The 18465-nt window shown below is 44.9% G+C and carries 20 protein-coding genes; 12 read left to right on the top strand and 8 right to left on the bottom strand.

The genetic code is table 11. The features are described 5' to 3' along the window. Positions 1-22: 22 nt before the first annotated feature. The 3 genes from R7D93_RS03700 to R7D93_RS03690 form a co-directional block, all read right to left on the bottom strand. On the bottom strand, positions 23-841 hold the full coding sequence (locus R7D93_RS03700; RefSeq protein WP_318129428.1) for a hypothetical protein: 819 nt from the start codon (positions 839-841) through the stop codon (positions 23-25). A gap of 100 nt (positions 842-941) precedes the next feature. Then, entirely contained in the window at positions 942-1424 is a 483-nt protein-coding gene (locus R7D93_RS03695; protein ID WP_025768736.1) for a methylated-DNA--[protein]-cysteine S-methyltransferase, read from the bottom strand. Then, positions 1421-2788 carry an AlkA N-terminal domain-containing protein gene (locus R7D93_RS03690; protein ID WP_053303985.1) on the bottom strand — a complete coding sequence of 456 codons (1368 nt, stop codon included), beginning with the start codon at positions 2786-2788 and terminating at the stop codon, positions 1421-1423. Before R7D93_RS03690 ends, R7D93_RS03695 begins: the two co-directional genes overlap by 4 nt. Before the next feature lie 194 nt (positions 2789-2982). On the opposite strand from R7D93_RS03690, the gene R7D93_RS03685 reads away from it, so the two are divergent. The 3 genes from R7D93_RS03685 (at position 2983) to R7D93_RS03675 (ending at position 4660) form a co-directional block, all read left to right on the top strand. Beyond that, complete coding sequence (locus R7D93_RS03685) at positions 2983-3186, top strand: hypothetical protein (RefSeq protein WP_017633816.1); 204 nt, start codon at positions 2983-2985, stop codon at positions 3184-3186. A gap of 325 nt (positions 3187-3511) precedes the next feature. Next, positions 3512-3955: a DoxX family protein gene (locus R7D93_RS03680; protein ID WP_005374434.1), complete on the top strand. Its 444-nt coding sequence runs from the start codon at positions 3512-3514 to the stop codon at positions 3953-3955. Between the two features lie 9 nt (positions 3956-3964). Continuing rightward, a complete protein-coding gene (locus R7D93_RS03675) occupies positions 3965-4660 on the top strand; it encodes a pirin family protein (RefSeq protein ID WP_005383228.1) in 696 nt (231 codons plus the stop codon). Positions 4661-4741: 81 nt separating this feature from the next. On the opposite strand, the gene R7D93_RS03670 is transcribed toward R7D93_RS03675, so the two are convergent. Further along, entirely contained in the window at positions 4742-5635 is an 894-nt protein-coding gene (locus R7D93_RS03670) for a LysR family transcriptional regulator (RefSeq protein WP_005374436.1), read from the bottom strand. A gap of 149 nt (positions 5636-5784) precedes the next feature. Here R7D93_RS03670 and R7D93_RS03665 point away from each other — a divergent pair, with 149 nt between their 5' ends. Next, the gene (locus tag R7D93_RS03665) at positions 5785-6138 is read left to right on the top strand and encodes a DUF413 domain-containing protein (RefSeq protein WP_005374439.1); all 354 of its coding nucleotides are present in this window, start codon (positions 5785-5787) and stop codon (positions 6136-6138) included. Positions 6139-6285: 147 nt separating this feature from the next. Here the strand turns inward: R7D93_RS03665 and R7D93_RS03660 are convergent, their stop codons facing one another. Continuing rightward, entirely contained in the window at positions 6286-6537 is a 252-nt protein-coding gene (locus tag R7D93_RS03660) for a DUF3081 domain-containing protein (RefSeq protein WP_005374440.1), read from the bottom strand. A gap of 374 nt (positions 6538-6911) precedes the next feature. On the opposite strand from R7D93_RS03660, the gene nagB reads away from it, so the two are divergent. Next, on the top strand, positions 6912-7712 hold the full coding sequence (gene nagB / locus R7D93_RS03655; RefSeq protein ID WP_005374441.1) for a glucosamine-6-phosphate deaminase: 801 nt from the start codon (positions 6912-6914) through the stop codon (positions 7710-7712). Positions 7713-7803: 91 nt separating this feature from the next. Here the strand turns inward: nagB and R7D93_RS03650 are convergent, their stop codons facing one another. Next, the gene (locus tag R7D93_RS03650) at positions 7804-8670 is read right to left on the bottom strand and encodes a hypothetical protein (protein WP_025768733.1); all 867 of its coding nucleotides are present in this window, start codon (positions 8668-8670) and stop codon (positions 7804-7806) included. Between the two features lie 154 nt (positions 8671-8824). Further along, positions 8825-10051 (bottom strand): sodium/glutamate symporter, encoded by a 1227-nt coding sequence (gene gltS, locus R7D93_RS03645; protein ID WP_025768732.1) that lies wholly within the window; start codon positions 10049-10051, stop codon positions 8825-8827. A gap of 413 nt (positions 10052-10464) precedes the next feature. On the opposite strand from gltS (R7D93_RS03645), the gene R7D93_RS03640 reads away from it, so the two are divergent. The 3 genes from R7D93_RS03640 to R7D93_RS03630 are packed head-to-tail and all read left to right on the top strand — an operon-like array spanning position 10465 to position 12520. Next, positions 10465-10836 (top strand): GntR family transcriptional regulator, encoded by a 372-nt coding sequence (locus R7D93_RS03640; protein WP_005374444.1) that lies wholly within the window; start codon positions 10465-10467, stop codon positions 10834-10836. Then, positions 10833-11690, top strand: a complete 858-nt coding sequence (locus R7D93_RS03635) for an ABC transporter ATP-binding protein (RefSeq protein ID WP_005383221.1) — start codon at positions 10833-10835, stop codon at positions 11688-11690. Before R7D93_RS03640 ends, R7D93_RS03635 begins: the two co-directional genes overlap by 4 nt. Further along, a complete protein-coding gene (locus tag R7D93_RS03630) occupies positions 11690-12520 on the top strand; it encodes a hypothetical protein (RefSeq protein WP_085569476.1) in 831 nt (276 codons plus the stop codon). Before R7D93_RS03635 ends, R7D93_RS03630 begins: the two co-directional genes overlap by 1 nt. Before the next feature lie 100 nt (positions 12521-12620). Here R7D93_RS03630 and gltS (R7D93_RS03625) read toward each other — a convergent pair whose 3' ends face one another. Beyond that, positions 12621-13856, bottom strand: a complete 1236-nt coding sequence (gene gltS / locus R7D93_RS03625) for a sodium/glutamate symporter (protein ID WP_005374448.1) — start codon at positions 13854-13856, stop codon at positions 12621-12623. Between the two features lie 862 nt (positions 13857-14718). Here gltS (R7D93_RS03625) and R7D93_RS03620 point away from each other — a divergent pair. From R7D93_RS03620 to R7D93_RS03605, 4 genes are all read left to right on the top strand, one after another. Then, the gene (locus R7D93_RS03620; RefSeq protein ID WP_005383215.1) at positions 14719-15513 is read left to right on the top strand and encodes a DUF4344 domain-containing metallopeptidase; all 795 of its coding nucleotides are present in this window, start codon (positions 14719-14721) and stop codon (positions 15511-15513) included. Between the two features lie 24 nt (positions 15514-15537). Then, positions 15538-15924, top strand: coding sequence for a thiol-disulfide oxidoreductase DCC family protein (locus tag R7D93_RS03615; RefSeq protein ID WP_104980301.1), 387 nt, complete (start codon positions 15538-15540; stop codon positions 15922-15924). 175 nt (positions 15925-16099) lie between these two features. Next, positions 16100-17761 carry a methyl-accepting chemotaxis protein gene (locus R7D93_RS03610; protein WP_025768726.1) on the top strand — a complete coding sequence of 554 codons (1662 nt, stop codon included), beginning with the start codon at positions 16100-16102 and terminating at the stop codon, positions 17759-17761. Positions 17762-17882: 121 nt separating this feature from the next. Next, positions 17883-18377 (top strand): peptidylprolyl isomerase, encoded by a 495-nt coding sequence (locus tag R7D93_RS03605; RefSeq protein ID WP_206225789.1) that lies wholly within the window; start codon positions 17883-17885, stop codon positions 18375-18377. The last annotated feature ends 88 nt before the right edge of the window (positions 18378-18465 follow it).

Raw genomic sequence — 18465 nt, 5'->3', positions numbered from 1 at the left:
CTTTTTTCATTCAACGCTAAGATCACGTCAACGAGCTCGTTTTGCAGTGCTGCTGCATCTCTTCATCCAATTTAGCTTTATATTTCTGGCTAAGATGGAAGTGTACTTGCATCAACAAGTCATGTGCGTGGAACAGCTCAAACGCGTCGCTACCATTTTGCTGACAAATAGCCTCACAGCGCTCAGCATGCACTTTGGCTTCTTGCGGTTTATCCGCTTTAAGCAAGCTCATCGCTAAGCGATACTCTGCGCGCTCTTCTTGCATCCAACCCCCTGCCACTTTCCAATAGTCTAGCGCGAGTGTTGCTGCTTCTAACATCTTCGATTTTTCCATGCACGTGCGCTCAGTCAGCGCTTCGTACTGACATGCTAAGTTGTTTGCAGTGATCGCGATAGCGCGCGCTAATGGCCCTTCTGCATCGTTCGGCGTCATTCCTAACGCTGCCTTCACCAACCATTGACTCGCCAGTTCAAGCTGAACAAGTGCAGAAAGTTCATTCGAAATCAAAGCGTAAACTCGGCGTTGCTCTTGCTCTTCCAATGATTCCATATTGTCAGTGCCATCTACGAAATAGCGCGCAACGGCAATACTGCGTTGAAATGCCAAACTCTCGGCAACCTTGCGTTCATCAAAGTGCTCTAAACAAGTAAGAAACTGTTCTGGGCACTGGAGATGCCCAATAGCGGTATGCAGCATCAATGCGAATATTCGCTCGATTTGGGTAACATCTTCCACCTCGCTCAGAGCCGTTTCTAACTGAGCATAAATTTGTTCGGGATTTTCCTCGTGATGCTGCCAACACTCACTCATGAAGGCATCAAAATCCGTTTTGAAAGGCATGTCCTTATTGTCCTTTTTCTGTTCGTATAACGAATATGAAACTCTACACTATCGTTCCCCCTGTGTAGCACGCTTAATCCCAATATGAGAATCGCCTCACTTAAAGCGGTGTACCTTGCTCCAACGCGAGCAAACGTTGCTTGCGCTCCACTCCACCTGCATACCCAGTCAGTTTTCCGCTTTTGCCAATAACGCGATGACAAGGCACCACGATAGAAATCGGATTCTTCCCATTTGCTAACCCAACAGCACGCACAGCTTTAGGGTTACCTATCGCATTCGCGAGATCTTGATAGCTCCACGTTTCCCCATATGGAATGGTCGTTAGTGCCTGCCAAACTTGATTTTGAAAATCAGTGCCTGTCGCTGCAAGGGGCAAGTCGAATTCGTTGCGCAGACCAGCAAAGTATTCATCCAGTTGGGTGACAGCTTGGCGCAAGACCGGATGCTGCTCGTCTCGCACCCCCAGCTCAATCGGCTTAGTGGTGCATGTTTCAAACCAAATGCCAAGTAAGCCCTCAGCGTTCGATTGGATAGTCACCGTTCCTAGTGGACTCGGCATTTCGGTATAAAATGTTTTCATGATTGATTCCATAAGTGAAACGTCGCGTAGCTTCCCCAAGGGGCCGCAGTGTGCGTATTCAGTGATGGGTAACGCTGCATCGCCTTTTTCACCACTAAGTCTTTATCTAGAAAGCAATCGGGTTGAGATTGCCCTCGCAGTTGAGCATAACTGACGGTCCAAGGTCCAATGCCTTTCAAAGCTAGCCAGTGCTGGGGGTCAGCTTCTGAGTTGTCCTGCATAAACTGGGCGAAGCGCACTAGCGTCTCTTTACGGCTTTGCGGCATGCGCAAAAAGCTCACGTCGGCGTTCGCAATATCACTGGGAGTCGGGAAAAAACGTTTTTCTGACTCTCCACTAAGTGTGGCCACCAATAAGTTAAGTTGACCAATCGCAGCTTTAACCGACACCTGCTGGCCTAAAATCGCTCTAACCCCTGCTTCCCATGCATTCCATACACCAGGAATACGAATACCTTTACTCGACACGAGCCCAGGCGCGACATACTCCAAATGCTGCTCAACAGTACAAATATCAGCGTCAAGATCGAACATACGACGAATGTCAGACACCAAGTTTTGCAGCTTCGTTACGTCTTCAATTTCAAACGCCAGTTCTAAGTATCCTTCACCTTTTGTCGCTTTAAACCAGGCTTTGCTGTTATCCAAAAAAACGTTGCGCTGATAACTCTCATCACTCACTAGCTCAACCCCCTCAACCGCTCGCAAACGATAGAAGTCCAACATGTGCGACCAATTCAACTCACCTCGATAAGGTAAGGCAATTCGATTGCAACCCGCACCATCAAACTCTTTACGGCGTACTTGAGAAGGCGTTAGTTTGAGAAACTTTTGAAAAGCATCGTTAAAGCGGCGCGTACTGTTAAAACCGGACGCAAACCCCACGTCGGTGACCGACATAGAGCTGGAGTGAAGCAACTGTTTGGCGAACATTAGTTGCTGATATTGCGCATACTGCTTGGGTGACATACCTAGATACTGCTCAAACAACATACGTAAGTAACGGTCAGAAATCCCAACACGCTCAGCCAACTCAGACACCGAATGCTGATGCAACTCCCCTCTATCAATTAACGAAATCGCTCGTTGAAAGGTCGTCTCGACACCTTTCCATGCCCAAGATCCAGGCGCGCTATCAGGTCGACAGCGTAAACACGGACGGTACCCTGCTTGAAGGGCTTGCGTCTTATCAGCGAAATACTCAACATTTTCTTCTTTAGGCAAATTTGCCGGGCAAATCGGACGACAAAAGATTCCCGTTGTTTTTACCGCCACATAAAATCGCCCATCAAAACGACTGTCTCGCGCGACTCGCGCCTTGTGACACTGCTCGAAGGTCAGTGAGGTATGGGGGTGAATAAACATAGTGCTTTCCTTGCTCATGCCTTTTGTCATTTATTGTTCATAGGCATCGTTCAATATAGTGTTATTGTAGCTTGCTTAAGCGCCCACAATTAGCCATTTTCGGAACTCAATATTGAGATTTATTGGCATTAGCGCTTTTGTACACTAAAGTTAGATCCAGAACATCACAACAACGTCGGCTAAAGGGAATTGGCATGGACTTACATACTTGCGTAATTGTATTAAGAAACCAAAAGGTTATTACCAGTAAATCCGTAGATCATTCTATTGGAATTATCGAACGAGACTCAGATAACGAGATCTCAGAAATTCAGATTAATGCGACGGATGGACGTAATATTCGAACTTATCACTACAACAATGTAGAGGAGTCATTAGAGAGCTTAATGAACCTCTGACGGTTTTCTTTAACACACCTTTCTCCCTTGTTAAAAGCGAAAGCAATAGAGCACAGTACATGTGCTCTTTTTTTGTTTAACAGAAAAAATGTTTATCGAAAATAATGACAGACCTTGATTTAAAACAGACAATAATCTGCAAATAAACACTCGAATATAAAAATCAAGGCATTGATTTAAATAAATAAAAACCAACTATTCAATTTTTTAGAACGAGTTTATCAAAATCCTCCCGTTATTTTTATGTTCGCCTCTACCTAAACTGTTCTCAACAGCACGGGAGCACACGCTTCCCACTCATTGAAAAGAGTCAGAGGACAGAATCATGAAAGCACTATTACAGAAAATTACCACGTCAAACGCAGGTTACAGCGCACTATCACTTCGCGTTCCAATCGGCATTATCTTTATGGCGCACGGCGCACAAAAACTATTTGGCTGGTTTGGTGGCTACGGGCTAGAAGGCACAGGTCAGTGGATGGCATCTATCGGTTTAGGTCCTGGCGTGCTCATGGCGTTACTTGCGGGCAGCGCAGAGTTCTTTGGCGGCTTGTTCATTTTACTTGGTCTGCTAACTCGACCAGCAGCGGTTGCTTTGGCGTTCACGATGGTGGTAGCGATATTCTCTGTCCACTTTGAAAATGGCCTATTCATGGCAAACAACGGTTACGAGTTTGGCTTAGCATTACTGGCAGCAAGCGTTTCTCTGGCGTTCTCTGGCGCAGGTAAAGCAGCGTTAGATAACTTTTTAAACAAAAAGCTCTCTTAAGGAGGCCTTATGATTACGGTAAGACATGCTGCAGACCGAGGTCGAGCAAACTTTGGCTGGCTTGATAGCAAACATACGTTTTCTTTTGGTAGCTACTACGATCCTCAACATATGGGCTTTTCTGAGCTGAGAGTCATTAATGACGATGTAGTCAAGCCTGGCGCGGGTTTTGATACACATGGCCACCGTGATATGGAGATCATCAGCTATGTGTTGGAAGGTGTTATCGCACACAAAGACAGTGAAGGTAACGTCAAAACACTACCTGCAGGTGAATTCCAACTCATGTCGGCAGGGAAAGGGATTTACCACAGTGAGTACAATGCATCGAACCAAGATACGCTGCGGTTTCTACAGATTTGGATTCAACCGAACACATTTGGAACCAAACCAGGTTATCAGCAAAAAGATTTTGGTCGCAATCCTGGGTTAACGACTATCGCAACTCCAACTGGAGAAAACGGCACGCTACTTATTAAGCAAGATGCGACTTTGCATCAGTTAATTCTTGAGCCAAGTAGCGAACTAAACTTTGAGATTGAGTCGGGCCGAAATCTATTCATCCATCAAGTGACTGGGAGCCTTAGTGTCGACAATACCACTTTGACGGCTGGCGACGGCGCGAAGATTGAACACCAGAGTAAGGTTGTTTTGCGCAATACATCAAACGAAAGCACAACAGCCCTGTTGTTTGACTTACCATAACTATCGATTCATCGAGATAAAAACAAAGCCGCCTTGATTTCTCAAGGCGGCTTTTTCGTTTTTCTGACTTTTCATTCAACGCTATTCGTCGGAAGTGCCAGAACCAATTTGCTGAAAACTGTAAGCGGTCAGTGGATCGATCTCTTTGACAATTTCTTCCACTTGCTTAATTGCGTCTACAGACGAGCTAGCTTTACGATAGCTCAAATAGATAGGGCGACACCAATCTTCTACTCCAGACACCTTGTGAAGCTGCCCATTAGCGATAAATGGCTCCACGAGAGAGATTGGTAAGTACGCGGCTCCACCCTTCTCTAAAATAAAGTCCAATGCGATACGCGCTGTTGAAGTGCGTAAATATGGAGCCGGAATCTTAGGGTGACGTTCAGAATGCTCCGAGGAGAAACGCGTCCCCCAGTCAACGTACACATATTTGTTTTCGAAAACGGTATCTAAAGAATCTTTCTCAGTTGATACCAGAACGAGAACAACATCTGCCACTTTTTTACAGTTAAGCTCATCAGCTTTGATCTGATCGAACGCAAATGCCATATCTAACGTGCGCTCTAGCAAGCTACGACTGAGCATCTCACGTCCCATCACTTCTGCCATGAAGCCATAACCACCAAACGAATCTGTGACGACACTTAAACAATTCTGTAAATAAGCGTCCCAAATGTTTGGCGTGCCACCTAACGTTAGTTGCAGCGCTTTGCCATCTTCAAGCGATAATTCTAGCTTCGCTTGTTGCAATGTAGTGACCATTACCTCGGCATAGCTGATTAAGCGCTCACCTGCAGAGGTCAACTTTATGTTATTTCGATCACGAATAAACAATTGCGTATCGAAGTAACTTTCCAATTGTTTGATACGTGCGCTCACAGCGGCTTGGGTAATATAAAGGTTCTCAGCAGCACGTCCGAAGTGACGAACTCTTGCCAGCTCTAAAAATGTTCGAAAGACTTTTACATCCATAAACCATCTCCTGGTTAATATAAAACCAGATTAACAACTAATTAAAATCATGACGACAAAAAAGTTTTGTTTTTCTTTTGTTAGATTTAAGCCTAATTTTCGCCGTAAGTTCACTACATTCATCAATAACGGTTACAGAGGCTGTTGACATGTCTGACACTGAATTCCGTCATGGCAAAAAACGTTTTTACGATAACGTAAAATTCCCACGCGGCTTTGCAAAGTCTGGCGATTTTACTCTTTCAGAAGAGGAAATCCTAACAATTTATGGGGATACAATGCTTGGCTTAGAGTCAGGCGAATTAACACCTGAAAACAGCGAAGAGAAACACTTCATCAAGGTGTTAGAAAACCCGGGCAAAGCAAAAACAAAACTTGAGCGTACGTGGCTAAAGTACACCCAACTTGCTCGTGGTCGCAAGCGCTTCCATACGCTAAATGGTCGTAACAAGCCTGACGCCACAGAAGAATACATTGAAGAGAGTTTGGTTGAAGACGATTAATAACCAATAACCTAGTTCTCGCCTTTTTCTAGTAGTAGGCGAAAGCTCGTTTGACTTTACTGAGCGAGCAAGACAAGTTCATTTCTTCTCCTAAAGCCCAAGGGGGCGTTCTCCCAAGGGCTTTTTTAATATTTGGGTGATGACCGTTTACTTGGCGAGCGTCGCAATCTTTTTCAGAAAGCTCTCTTTCAAATGCTCTTGGTCATATTCCAAGTGATAGGTGTTGTGGAAGCCAATTTTTAGCTCAACACCATTCCCTCTCAAGAAAACGTTGTACCCATCGTAGTCAGAAAACGCTTCTACACCTTCATACATTTTACCAAATTCGGTTGGCGTACCGTTGTTCATCACACATTCGTAAGCCTGTAGTACTTTGCTCGGATCTAACTCATTTTTCATACCGAATTCCTCACTGGTTTACACATTTCAATTATGGTTAAAGAATGAGCGCCATGCCATATCTAACCCATAATATTTGAAGTTCGTGTGCGATTTCGCACTCTGTAGGTTGTTAAAAAACAAGGTTAAGTACGAAGGCAGAACTTAATTTAGATCATAAATTTTATCTATTGATTCGTCAGTTTCATAATGCAATTTCTTTGTAAAAAATCGTCTTATAAAAGCATTTAGATATAAAAATCGTCGACAAAACCAACATTGGTTAAAGAAAAAGCAAAATTTTGACCTAAAACAATAGCAGTTCGCCATTACTTATTTTATAATGCGAATTAATGTTTCAGTACATCGTCAATTCCAATAACTAGGGGCACAAAATGAGACTTATCCCGTTAACTCGAGCAGCACAAGTAGGTAAGTGGGCAGCTGCGCATATCGCTAAGCGTATCAACGACTTTAAACCTACTGCTGAGCGTCCATTCGTTCTGGGTCTACCAACTGGTGGCACTCCTCTAGCAACCTACAAAGCCCTAATCGAGCTTTACCAAGCCGGCGAAGTCAGCTTCAAAAACGTCGTGACTTTTAACATGGATGAGTACATTGGCATCCCTGCGGATCACCCAGAATCTTACCGCTCGTTCATGTACAACAACTTCTTTAATCACATTGATATTCAAGAAGAAAATATCAACCTACTGAACGGTAACACAGACGATCACGACGCAGAATGTAAGCGTTACGAAGACAAAATTAAGTCTTACGGCAAGATCAACCTGTTCATGGGCGGCGTGGGTAACGACGGTCACATCGCGTTCAACGAGCCAGCGTCATCTCTTTCTTCTCGTACTCGCATCAAGACCCTCACTGAAGACACTCGCATTGCGAACTCTCGCTTCTTTGACGGCGATATCAACCAAGTGCCTAAATACGCGCTGACTATCGGTGTTGGTACGCTTCTAGACTCAGAAGAAGTGATGATCTTGGTCACTGGTCATAACAAAGCTCAGGCACTTGAAGCAGCCGTGGAAGGTTGTGTAAACCATCTATGGACAGTTTCTGCACTTCAGCTTCACCCTAAAGCGGTGATCGTATGCGACGAACCAGCTCAACAAGAACTGAAAGTGAAGACAGTGAAGTACTTCTCTGAGCTAGAAGCAGAAAACATCAAAGGCTTTTAACCCATAGGATGGCAGCCTAGAAACACACTAAAAATACAAAACCCGTGTTGAACACGGGTTTTTTCTTATCTGAACAGCGGGGCTTAAGTCGTTAATAAGCTTTAATACCAAATTGACGAAGACGCTTAGGAAGCACTTCATCCAACTTGTCTAGTTCACTCGGTTCGACTTCGATAAGGTTGAAATGATGCTGCTTATAAACAGTACGAATGGTCTCACGGTCGGCCTGAGCCATCTCCCCATCGTCACTTCCCCAAAATTGCAAATAGACTTTACCGCCTGGTAAGTAAAAATCGCTAGTGACATCTTGGTCAATCGGCAGCTGACGCTCATAAGCGTGCACTACACCAGCCAAGTACAGCCAGTTGTCAATGAGCAACTCACCCTTAGAGCGTACGTAATGCCCATCTAATGTTCGGTGCTTGGCTTCAAATTTTTGGCGAAAGCTTGAGTACGATTTATCCGTAGAATGTGACTCCGCGTCTTGCCCTAAAAACTCAATGACAGACTGCTTAAGACGCTTGTTACGCAGCACCACATCGTGCCATACGACAAAGGTATTTTGTGTTTCTTTATCGGTTCTTTGCTGCCCACCAGCGCGCACACCAGCTTCTGTGACACTCCATCCCTCTTCGGATTTGGTCAACCAACCCAGTTCACTCAAAAGCTGGTTCATGCGCTTCGCATTCAATTTCAGCTTTTCACCCAGTTGTGTCGCGCTCAATGTTTTCCCTGAGCTGGGAGTCAGCTCAATATGTAAGTTGGTCGGCCAGACGATGAACTGGCCAAATTTAGGGTGATCCACATACTCACCGCCAAACTTTGCCCCTTCTTCGGTCAAAATCCACTTTTCATCTTGGCGAACGATGTAGCCTGCACGTTTGAGATCGGCAAACAGCAGCTTAGCTTCTACCTTGCGCATTTTCGCTAATGCCGACGTCGATATTTTTTCAGACATGTGGGTACCTCATGCTGCTGCAAAATTGAACACTATGTCGTCATAGTAACGCATTGATTTCACGGCTTGAAGTCAGGCAAACAAGATTTCGTGTTACAAATAGCAAAGCCAGCGTATAGGTGCTGGCTTTGTTATTTCGGTAAAAAAGCGAATGTTATTTAATAAAAGCGATGCATCCTTGCAAAATCACTAAATTCACAATGTCGATGAAGAATGCACCGACAATTGGAACCACCATAAATGCTTGTGGTGATGGACCATATCGACTCACGATGGAGCCCATATTCATGACTGCAGTCGGTGTAGCACCTAACCCAAAACCGCAGTGTCCGCTAGCGATCACCGCCGCATCGTAGTTGCCTCCCATCATGCGGAATGTTACGTAGTAAGTGAACATCGCCAACACTGCCGACTGAATAGCAAGAATAATAAGGAATGGGATCGCAAGATCGAAAATATTCCACAATTTCAAACTCATCAAGGCCATGGCAAGAAATAGAGATAGTGCAACCGTGCCAAGAATATCAACGGTTTCTAAATCAACCTTGCGCGCCTTCGTCACTTCCATGATGTTAGTGATAACAACACCAATAAACAGCGCATAAACAAAATCGGGAATCATTAACCACTTGATGTCAAAACTGCTTACCCAACTCTCGAGATACTTCGCGCCTGTCACGCAAAGTAGAATGATGGACAAGCTTTCAACGACTCTTTTCGCTGTGACACGATCTTCCTCATGTTCGTTGTACGTCACCAGTTCAGGGAAACTCTGATGACTTTGATTGGTGCGTCCGTATTCCGATTCCAAGTTGTGTTTGTTTAGTAGCTTTTGTGCAACAGGGCTGCCAATAATCCCTCCCATCACCAAGCCAAATGTAGCAGAAGCCATTGCCACCTCTAGAACATTATGCAAACCATACATTTCTTGAAAAGTTTGCGACCACGCAGCTCCAGTTCCATGTCCGCCAGAAAGCGTAATGGATCCGGCGATCAACCCCATGAGTGGATCTAACCCCAACGCTGTTGCTAAGGACACGCCGACCGCATTTTGGATAAGAATGTAGACCGATGCCACAACTAGGAAGATGAAAACCTTCGCACCGCCTTTAATCAGTTGGGTGTAATTTGCCGCTAAGCCAACGGTTGCAAAAAACATCAGCATAAAGACGTTTTGCAGTGGTAAATCAAAGGAAACATCCACACCGTTTAAGTGCATCGTCGTGATGACGCAAGCGACCACTAGACCACCAACAATTGGCTCTGGAATATTAAATTTTTTTAAGGTTGGTAACTTGGTATTGATGAACTGCCCTAAAAACAACACGCAAATTGCGACGAGGAACGACTCCTGTGGGCCGATAGATATTACCTGATTCATGAGACCTCTTTACTCTACTCTTTCTCATTCATTGAGCACGCGCTCAACGTGAGATAGGTGCCTAAGCCAGTCAGATTGCCTCTCGAAACTTTTGTTTTCTAGGCCTCTTTGACCATCAATTCTCATCAAGTAAGAAATAGGCAGACCTAAAATTATGCTAATTATCATTCAGTGAGAATATTCATTTAGAACAGGTGATAAGTGTATTGATGGGAAGAGAAAAACAACACTTCTCAACTTATGAGAAGCAATTAATTTCCATATAAAACAAAACCTCAAAACAACGACCACATAGGTGGATATTTAGAGCGAATGAGACAGGCGGATACACTAGGTTTTAAATTATTACTTTCTCTCTAACGCACTAGGTGTTATACATATATATAACACCATCTCAACCAAGAGATTCACTCATGACTAATTGGCATGATCGCCAACCGATATTTCGACAGTTGGCAGACCAGATCACGCAGCAAATACTGCAAGGTGTCTGGCAAGAAGGCGATGCTCTGCCCTCCGTCCGTAGCATCTCTGCAGATATGAAAATTAACCACCTCACCGTTATGAAAGGCTATCAATTGCTTGTTGATGACGGGCTAGTGGAGAAAAAACGCGGTCAAGGTATGTTTGTCGCTTCAGGAGCAAAGCTCAAATTACTCGCAGACGAGAAGGCACGTTTTCTTCAGCAACAAATTCCGCAGATAGCCGACACAATACAGCGTCTGGATATGTCACTCGACGAATTCATTCAACAACTAAAACCACACTTGAAAGGTGACCAATGAGCGCATTAGTCAGTGTAAACAACGTATCCAAGCAATATCAGCAACAAGGAGAAGCACTGCATGAAGTGAGTTTCGACCTACATGCAGGACAAGTACTTGGCTTACTCGGCCATAATGGCGCAGGTAAATCAACGCTTATTAATGCCCTACTCGGTGCACATGAATATCAGGGCACTATTCGTATCAACGGATTTGAACCCATTATGCAACGCGACAAGATAATGCAGAGCTTATCCTACATCTCGGATGTCAACGTTCTGCCAGATTGGATGACCGTTGCTCAACTGCTTAACTATACCGAGGGCGTGCATCCAGGGTTCAATCGCGCCCAAGCAGATACGCTACTTCGTCAAACGGACATCAAACCTCGTGCGCGTATCAAATCTTTATCCAAAGGGATGAAGGTGCAATTACACCTCGCGATTGTGATCGCGACCAACACCCAAATCCTCATATTGGATGAACCGACACTCGGGTTAGATCTCGTGTATCGCGAGACGTTTTATCGTCACTTATTGGAATGGTTTCACGACGGCGAGCGCGTGTTGATCATCGCCAGTCATGAAGTATCAGAGATTGAGCACTTGCTGACAGATGTTCTGATTCTTAAGCATGGTCGCCCCGTTCTGCAAACCTCGATGGACAGTATCAGTGAAGACTATTTCATTCTTGAAGCCAACGACGAGCACCGCACACAAATTGAAGCGATGAACCCACTCTCGTCACAAAAAGGCCTCGGTTCAACGAAATGGTTACTCAAAGCCCAGTATGCCCAACAAGCAGAAACAATGGGCTCCATCCATGGGGTGAAGTTAGCGGATTTATTTTTAGCATTGCAGAAGGAGGCAGCGTAATGCGTTCAGTTGTCGCGATGTTGCAAAAAGAGTGGTTAGAAAACCCTCTTGTTTTACGTATTCCACTGTTTGTGTTGGCGTGTGGAGTTATTCTCTTTGTGAGTTTAATGAGTAACGACACTCTACAACACAATATGTTTTTCCAAATGAGCTTTGGTGGCGATGTCAGTGACATTCACAAAGAGCTTGGTGATGATGTCAATACGTTGATAACCGGAGGAGCAGGGCTGCTGTCTATCTTGTTAGCCGTTCAGTACTTCCCAAGAACGCTACGCAAAGAACGGGCGGAAGGCAGCATTATGTTTTGGCGCAGTATGCCTGTCAGTGACATAAAAACCCATTTAGTGAAGCTAGGATTTGGCTTATTGGTGATTCCGCTCGTCTGCTCGGTGCTCGTACTCGCTGCAAATTTAATGTTGTGGTTGCTGAACATCTCTACTGATCACCAATTGGCTTTATTGTACCGCCAAGCCTCGTTAGGTTACGTGCTGCTGCATTGGGGAGAGTTTTTAATCAGAATGTTTTTCGCCGGTATTCTGCTGTTACCGCTGGCATTAACTGCGATGGCTATTTCACAAAAAGTGAACTCACCACTGGTCATTTTGTTTATCGCCATTTATGCGCTGCGTTGGATGCCTATCGCACTTTTTGGTTTCTACGGGCTAGATCAGTTTTTCTCCGAAGTGCTTTACCTTCCGCTGCACGCCATTATTACACCAAACCCATTCAATGCCATTCCTCAAGCGGGTTGGTTAAACGTTGGCATTTACGCCTTCATTGGTATTCTTGGTTGGACAGCTAGCCTCAAGTTCAGCCGAACTATCCAATAATGCTTCGTTCAATAAACGACCAAACCAAGTCATAAAAAAACGGTCACAACCAGTGTTGTGACCGTTTTTATTTCGCCTCTAGGAGCTCATCCACTTAACTTTAACCAAGGAATGAAATGTAGCCTTGCAAGATAATTAAGTTGACGATGTCGATAAAGAAAGCGCCCACAATTGGCACCACCATAAATGCTTGTGGCGACGGGCCAAATCGGTTAACGATTGAACCCATGTTCATTACGGCTGTTGGGGTTGCACCCAAGCCAAAACCGCAGTGCCCCCCTGCAATAACCGCAGCATCGTAGTTGCTTCCCATCACTTTGAACGTAACATAGTACGTAAAGATAGCTAAGACGACAGACTGCACAGCTAAAATAACCAAGAATGGAATCGCTAGATCAAAGATATTCCATAACTTCAAGCTCATCAGAGCCATCGCTAGGAACAGAGATAGCGATACCGTACCTAACATATCGACCGTTTCGGCATCTAACTTACGAATCTTGGTCACTTCCAAGAAATTCGTAATGATCACACCAATGAACAGCGCATATACAAAGTCTGGAATCATCAACCATGAGATTTCATACGTGCTAACCCATTGCTCAACATACTTCGCCCCAGTAACACAGATCAGTAGGAAGAAGAGTTTCTCAACCACTTTTTTCGCCGTTACTTTATCTTCTTCATATTCGTTGTAGGTCACCAACTCAGGGAATTTTTCGTGAGTTTTGGCATCTCGACCACCACGACCATACTCCGATTCAATGCTGTTTTTTTCTACGAGGCGCTGCGCTACAGGGCTACCAATGATACCGCCGATGATCAAACCAAAAGTCGCTGATGCCATTGCAATTTCTAAGACGTTATCCAATCCATACACGTCTTGAAAGGTTTGTGACCACGCAGCACCTGTACCATGACCACCTGACAGAGTAATCGAGCCAGCAATTAACCCCATCAAAGGATCTAAACCGAGCGCCGCCGCGAGTGAAACGCCAACGCCGTTTTGTATGATGATGTAAAACGATGCGACAGCTAAGAAGATAAAAACCTTCGCACCTCCTTTCATCAACTGAGTGTAATTTGCGGCCAAACCAACCGTCGCAAAAAACATTAACATAAACGTATTTTGTAATGGCAAGTCGAACTCTAAGTCGATGCCGTTGAAATGAAGAGCAGTAATCATGCAGGCCACAATAAGACCACCTACAATCGGCTCAGGTATGTTGAATTTCTTTAAAATCGGTAGCTTAGCATTAATAAAATGCCCCAGGAAAAGCACACTGATTGCGACCAAGAAGGACTCCAGTGCACCTACAGATATTAAATGATTCATATCGCCTCTTATTATTGTTCTCTTCATTCTCCGTAATGAATGAGTGTTAGTTTAACCTTCGTTCAATAGCAAATTTTCTCGCTTTATTGTTTCGAAAATACTCAAAAAGTTGGTGTAGATGCGCCTTAGGCTAGTTTAAGGGGCGCTCCTTAAGCGATGTGTCAGTTTTTACGCTGTTAGCAAGCCCTTAAATGTGAAAGGAGCTGATACAGCTCCTTCAAATGGCCCCTCGCAATACCTGTGCGTTATCGCTTGGGGTGTCGTGTTGTGAGTAAATTCTGGGTGACACTTTCTGAACCACTTCGGGCTCCCTTACTTAAACAGAATGTGTCAATTACTATCAAACAAAGTTCCTTCCCGTTGTAACCGCTAAACGCCGAGAGCGCGTTCAAAACAATTGGGTTTGCCTGTTCCTGTCGTAGCTTTTCAACTCTGGCTCATGGTGTATAAACGAGCCGAATCCAAGGAAACTCTCAGGCTGCAACAAACGTTTTCGTTACAACGGAGCAGGATTATAACATATCGCTGATAATTTTCTTCAATTCAGTGACATTCACCAACCCCATGGTTAAACCTTGCAATGATTAACTGCCTATTATCATTTTTACAGATAAAGATCGAAGCACAGTTACTCAGTAAGCTTCTTAGAATACGATGCATAGCTAATAACTTCACCGCCGTTCTTATCCAAGAGGTCTTGATAAACGCCCTAGACAACCAAGCAGCCGAAATATGCGATGTTATCATGATTGCTTTTCGAGACCGACGTCCCGACTTTGGCTAATGAGTACAACCCCAACTATGCATCAGGCAAAAACATGTATAATTTTTTATACAAGTTATTCAATAACAAGAGTCCCACATGAACATTCATTCGCTTTGCGCTGCGCTATTACTCAGCGTCGTCTCATCAGCTACAGCAGCTGAAAACATTCGTATTCAATATTCTCCCGTAGAGACAACTCATGAAAAAATCGCCCAACAATCGATTCAAAGCAGCGATGTAAATACCATCTTTGCTGAGCTATCTCAGGCCTACTTTCCATTTGATAAAGCTCTCACGCTGGTTTACGGCGGAGAAGATGGTCCAATGTATGACCCTGATACACACACAATATACGTTCCTTACACTTTTTATTTGGAGTCGCTCAATTACTTCTCCAATAATCAGTATGAAGAACGCTTCGGAAAATCCCCAAAAACAGGGGCGCTAGATACGTTATTGCACACTTTACTTCATGAAGCTGGACATGCTTACATCGAAGATCAAAGCATCCCTGTTCTCGGAAAAGAAGAAGATGCGGTCGATAATTTTGCCACTATTTTAATGATTGACTTCCTAGAAGATGGCGCAGATATGGCCATTAGCGCCGCCGACATGTTCGCATTCGAATCCGACGACAGACCGGACTACTACGATTTTGGCGAGTACATTGACGAACACAGCTTTGATTTGCAGCGTTACTTTTCAACGTTATGTCTGGTGTACGGTAGTGATCCTGAGCAATACAAAGCCTTACTCGATGAAGTAGAAAAAGACTACCTGCGTGATCGCAAAGAGTTCTGCCAATTCAATTACGGCAACATTCGCGACAATTGGCTGCATTATTTGCAAAACAATGAACCAAAAGAAAATTCGCCACGTAAAAGCGATTAGAAAATCTCAAACAAGAAAACCGCAATGACAAAACTCACCATATTTTATGACGGAACCTGCCCGCTTTGTGCCAAAGAGATGAAGGCGCTAAAACAACGCGATGCCAAGCAGCAAATCAAAACCGTCGATATCTATAGTGATGCATTCGCAGATTATCCTCAGATCGATCCTGAACAAGCCGACACCATTTTGCACGCCCTCAACGAAAAGGGGGAGCTTCTGCTTGGGTTGGACGTGACTCATCGTGCGTGGCAATTAGTTGGTCGCGGTTGGCTCTACGCTCCACTGCGTTGGCGCCTCGTTAAACCTGTTGCTGACTGGCTTTACCTGAAATTCGCAAAGAATAGGTATCGCGTCTCATATTGGTTAACGGGGACTTCTCGTTGCAATAGTGGGTCGTGTTCACGTTAATTGTGATCCCGCTTAAAAATGCTACGACCTTCGTCTAGATTTACAAATTTCCAGTACTTCTGATTGAGTAACTCGGTTAATCTCTAAGCATTACAACAATAAGTATTAACACTTTTATCAGGCAAGCTTATTCAGCTTGTCACTTGTAACGCTGCGCCGAGAGAAGGACGTCTCTATGAATCTGACGATCAGAAAACGACTATATATCCTTTCAATAATTCCAATTCTAACTATGGCAATAGGCATGATGTGGTTCACCTACGTACAAACCACGGCCTACAACGAGCACGAGATTGAGCAAACTCGAAGTCGAATGATGGAGATGAAAAAAGCCGAACTCAAAAGTTACGTACAAATGGCGCGTTCCGCTGTCGAGCCGCTACTCGCACAAAATGCCCCACTGGAAGAGGCTCTGCCTATCTTGAAACAACTAGAGTTTGGTCAATCCGGCTACATCTTTGGTTATGATTCAAAAGGCGTTCGCGTCGTGGTGGGTAAAAACACCAAAGGCATCGGGGAAAACTTCTATAACTTGCAGGACAAGAAAGGCAATTACCTGATTCAGGATTTGCTAAAAAATGCCAAAACTGGTGAGTTCACGACTTATTACTTCCCGAAACTCGGTCAGAGTGAAGCACTACCGAAACTGAGCTACTCAGTCTTTATTCCTGAATGGGACTTGATGTTGGGAACGGGTTTCTACACGGACGATATCGACGCCATTGTGGCAGACATGGAAAAAGCCGCACACGAAGATCTCAACACCACACTAACTGCGATAGCCCTGTTTTGTGCCTCGATTACAGCGATAGTTGCAGTCTTTGCCGTGTTTGTTAACCGCAGCATCATGAAGCCTATTGAGCAGTTTGATGCTTCAATTCACTCTTTCGCGCAAGGCGATGCAGATTTAACCGCGCGCATGGAAGAATCGAGCGTGCCGGAGTTCACCCAACTTAGCCGTAACTTCAATATCTTCGTTGAAAGCCTGCAAGGCATCATTAAGAGCGTTAGCCACGTAGGACAAGAAGTGGTTTCAGAGACCAACGAGATGTCACAGCGTGCATCGCAAGTGGATGAATTAGCTTCTGGTCAACGTGAAGAGACCGAACAAGTCGCTGCGGCAATGACCGAGATGACAGCAACGGCGCACGAGATTTCAAACAACGCTAACCAAGCAGCGCAATCAGCCAGAGACGCCGATGAAAACTCACAACAAGCAAAACACATTGTTGATTCAGCAGCGAACTCTGTCGAAGCACTCGCGCTAGAGGTGTCGGAAGCCAGCACGGTGATTTCTCGTTTAGAGAGCGACGTAAAAAACATTTCTTCTTCTCTGGAAGTGATTCAGGATATAGCCGAGCAAACTAACCTATTGGCACTGAACGCAGCCATTGAAGCAGCCCGTGCAGGCGAACAAGGTCGCGGCTTCGCAGTCGTTGCCGATGAGGTTCGTAAACTGGCGAGTCGCACTCAAGACAGCACAGGCGAAATTCACCAAATGATTGAGCAATTGAAGTCTGGCTCGGATGCGGCAGTGAAAGCCATGGGCTCAAGCCAAGCGCGTGGTGAAGCAACGGTTGAGGAAGCACGAGCTGCCTCTGCCGCACTGCAAGAAATCCAAGCCGCAATTGCTAACATCATGGACATGAACACCCTGATCGCAACAGCAACCGAAGAGCAAAGCCAAGTTGGCCAAGAGATTTCACAACGCATCGAAGTCATCTCTCAACAAAGCAGCCAATCGGCACACCTTGCGAATCAAAACCGCGCAGGTAGTGGCAACCTAAACCACAAAGCTAACGAGCTGTACGACTTGGTCGGTCGCTTTACGGTTTAACGCTTTCCTCACCCATTCTCCATGCAAACAGCGACGCCAAAACGTCGCTGTTTTTATTTCTGCTACCCTCATACGACTTAGCTATAATGCCGCCAACTTAGCACCCATAAGGGCAAACCAGATGATTATTATGACCACCAATTTCGGTGATATCGAGATTGAACTGAACCTAGAACGAGCGCCAGTTAGCTCAAAGAACTTCAAAAAATACTGTGAAGATGGCTTCTACAACGGCACCATTTTCCACCGCGTTATCGATGGCTTTATGATTCAAGGTGGCGGTCACACCGAAGACATGGCAGAAAAGCCAACACGCGCACCGATCGCGAACGAAGCAAACCGTGGTCTAAAGAACCTTGTTGGTACTATCGCAATGGCGCGTACCGATGCACCGCACTCTGCAACAGCACAATTCTTCATTAACTTAGAAGACAATGATTTCCTAGACCACTCCGCAACCACCAACCTAGGCTGGGGCTACGCCGTGTTTGGTAAAGTGACTGCGGGTATGGATGTCGTAAACCGCATCGCGAAAGTGAAAACTACCTCTAAGTTTGGCCACGATGATGTGCCATGCGATCCAATCATTATCGAGAAAGTGACAGTCAACGAATAAGCCCATTCGCCTCTGCGGAGAAATCGTCGTTATAAAACGAAGAAAGCGCCTAACGTCTTATGATCTAGGCGCTTTTTGTTTTTATGAC

Source organism: Vibrio sp. YT-15 (genome assembly GCF_033337445.1).
Taxonomy (GTDB): Bacteria; Pseudomonadota; Gammaproteobacteria; order Enterobacterales; family Vibrionaceae; genus Vibrio; species Vibrio alginolyticus.
The sequence above is the reverse complement of the archived record's forward strand: the minus strand, read 5'-3'. Positions and strand labels throughout refer to the sequence as shown.

What these genes read in the sequence shown, in the direction of transcription:
- R7D93_RS03700 (WP_318129428.1), bottom strand. Translation starts at nt 841, where the DNA reads ATGCCTTTCAAAACGGATTTTGATGCCTTCATGAGTGAGTGTTGGCAG.
- R7D93_RS03695 (WP_025768736.1), bottom strand. Translation starts at nt 1,424, where the DNA reads ATGAAAACATTTTATACCGAAATGCCGAGTCCACTAGGAACGGTGACT.
- R7D93_RS03690 (WP_053303985.1), bottom strand. Translation starts at nt 2,788, where the DNA reads ATGTTTATTCACCCCCATACCTCACTGACCTTCGAGCAGTGTCACAAG.
- R7D93_RS03685 (WP_017633816.1), top strand. Translation starts at nt 2,983, where the DNA reads ATGGACTTACATACTTGCGTAATTGTATTAAGAAACCAAAAGGTTATT.
- R7D93_RS03680 (WP_005374434.1), top strand. Translation starts at nt 3,512, where the DNA reads ATGAAAGCACTATTACAGAAAATTACCACGTCAAACGCAGGTTACAGC.
- R7D93_RS03675 (WP_005383228.1), top strand. Translation starts at nt 3,965, where the DNA reads ATGATTACGGTAAGACATGCTGCAGACCGAGGTCGAGCAAACTTTGGC.
- R7D93_RS03670 (WP_005374436.1), bottom strand. Translation starts at nt 5,635, where the DNA reads ATGGATGTAAAAGTCTTTCGAACATTTTTAGAGCTGGCAAGAGTTCGT.
- R7D93_RS03665 (WP_005374439.1), top strand. Translation starts at nt 5,785, where the DNA reads ATGTCTGACACTGAATTCCGTCATGGCAAAAAACGTTTTTACGATAAC.
- R7D93_RS03660 (WP_005374440.1), bottom strand. Translation starts at nt 6,537, where the DNA reads ATGAAAAATGAGTTAGATCCGAGCAAAGTACTACAGGCTTACGAATGT.
- nagB (WP_005374441.1), top strand. Translation starts at nt 6,912, where the DNA reads ATGAGACTTATCCCGTTAACTCGAGCAGCACAAGTAGGTAAGTGGGCA.
- R7D93_RS03650 (WP_025768733.1), bottom strand. Translation starts at nt 8,670, where the DNA reads ATGTCTGAAAAAATATCGACGTCGGCATTAGCGAAAATGCGCAAGGTA.
- gltS (WP_025768732.1), bottom strand. Translation starts at nt 10,051, where the DNA reads ATGAATCAGGTAATATCTATCGGCCCACAGGAGTCGTTCCTCGTCGCA.
- R7D93_RS03640 (WP_005374444.1), top strand. Translation starts at nt 10,465, where the DNA reads ATGACTAATTGGCATGATCGCCAACCGATATTTCGACAGTTGGCAGAC.
- R7D93_RS03635 (WP_005383221.1), top strand. Translation starts at nt 10,833, where the DNA reads ATGAGCGCATTAGTCAGTGTAAACAACGTATCCAAGCAATATCAGCAA.
- R7D93_RS03630 (WP_085569476.1), top strand. Translation starts at nt 11,690, where the DNA reads ATGCGTTCAGTTGTCGCGATGTTGCAAAAAGAGTGGTTAGAAAACCCT.
- gltS (WP_005374448.1), bottom strand. Translation starts at nt 13,856, where the DNA reads ATGAATCATTTAATATCTGTAGGTGCACTGGAGTCCTTCTTGGTCGCA.
- R7D93_RS03620 (WP_005383215.1), top strand. Translation starts at nt 14,719, where the DNA reads ATGAACATTCATTCGCTTTGCGCTGCGCTATTACTCAGCGTCGTCTCA.
- R7D93_RS03615 (WP_104980301.1), top strand. Translation starts at nt 15,538, where the DNA reads ATGACAAAACTCACCATATTTTATGACGGAACCTGCCCGCTTTGTGCC.
- R7D93_RS03610 (WP_025768726.1), top strand. Translation starts at nt 16,100, where the DNA reads ATGAATCTGACGATCAGAAAACGACTATATATCCTTTCAATAATTCCA.
- R7D93_RS03605 (WP_206225789.1), top strand. Translation starts at nt 17,883, where the DNA reads ATGATTATTATGACCACCAATTTCGGTGATATCGAGATTGAACTGAAC.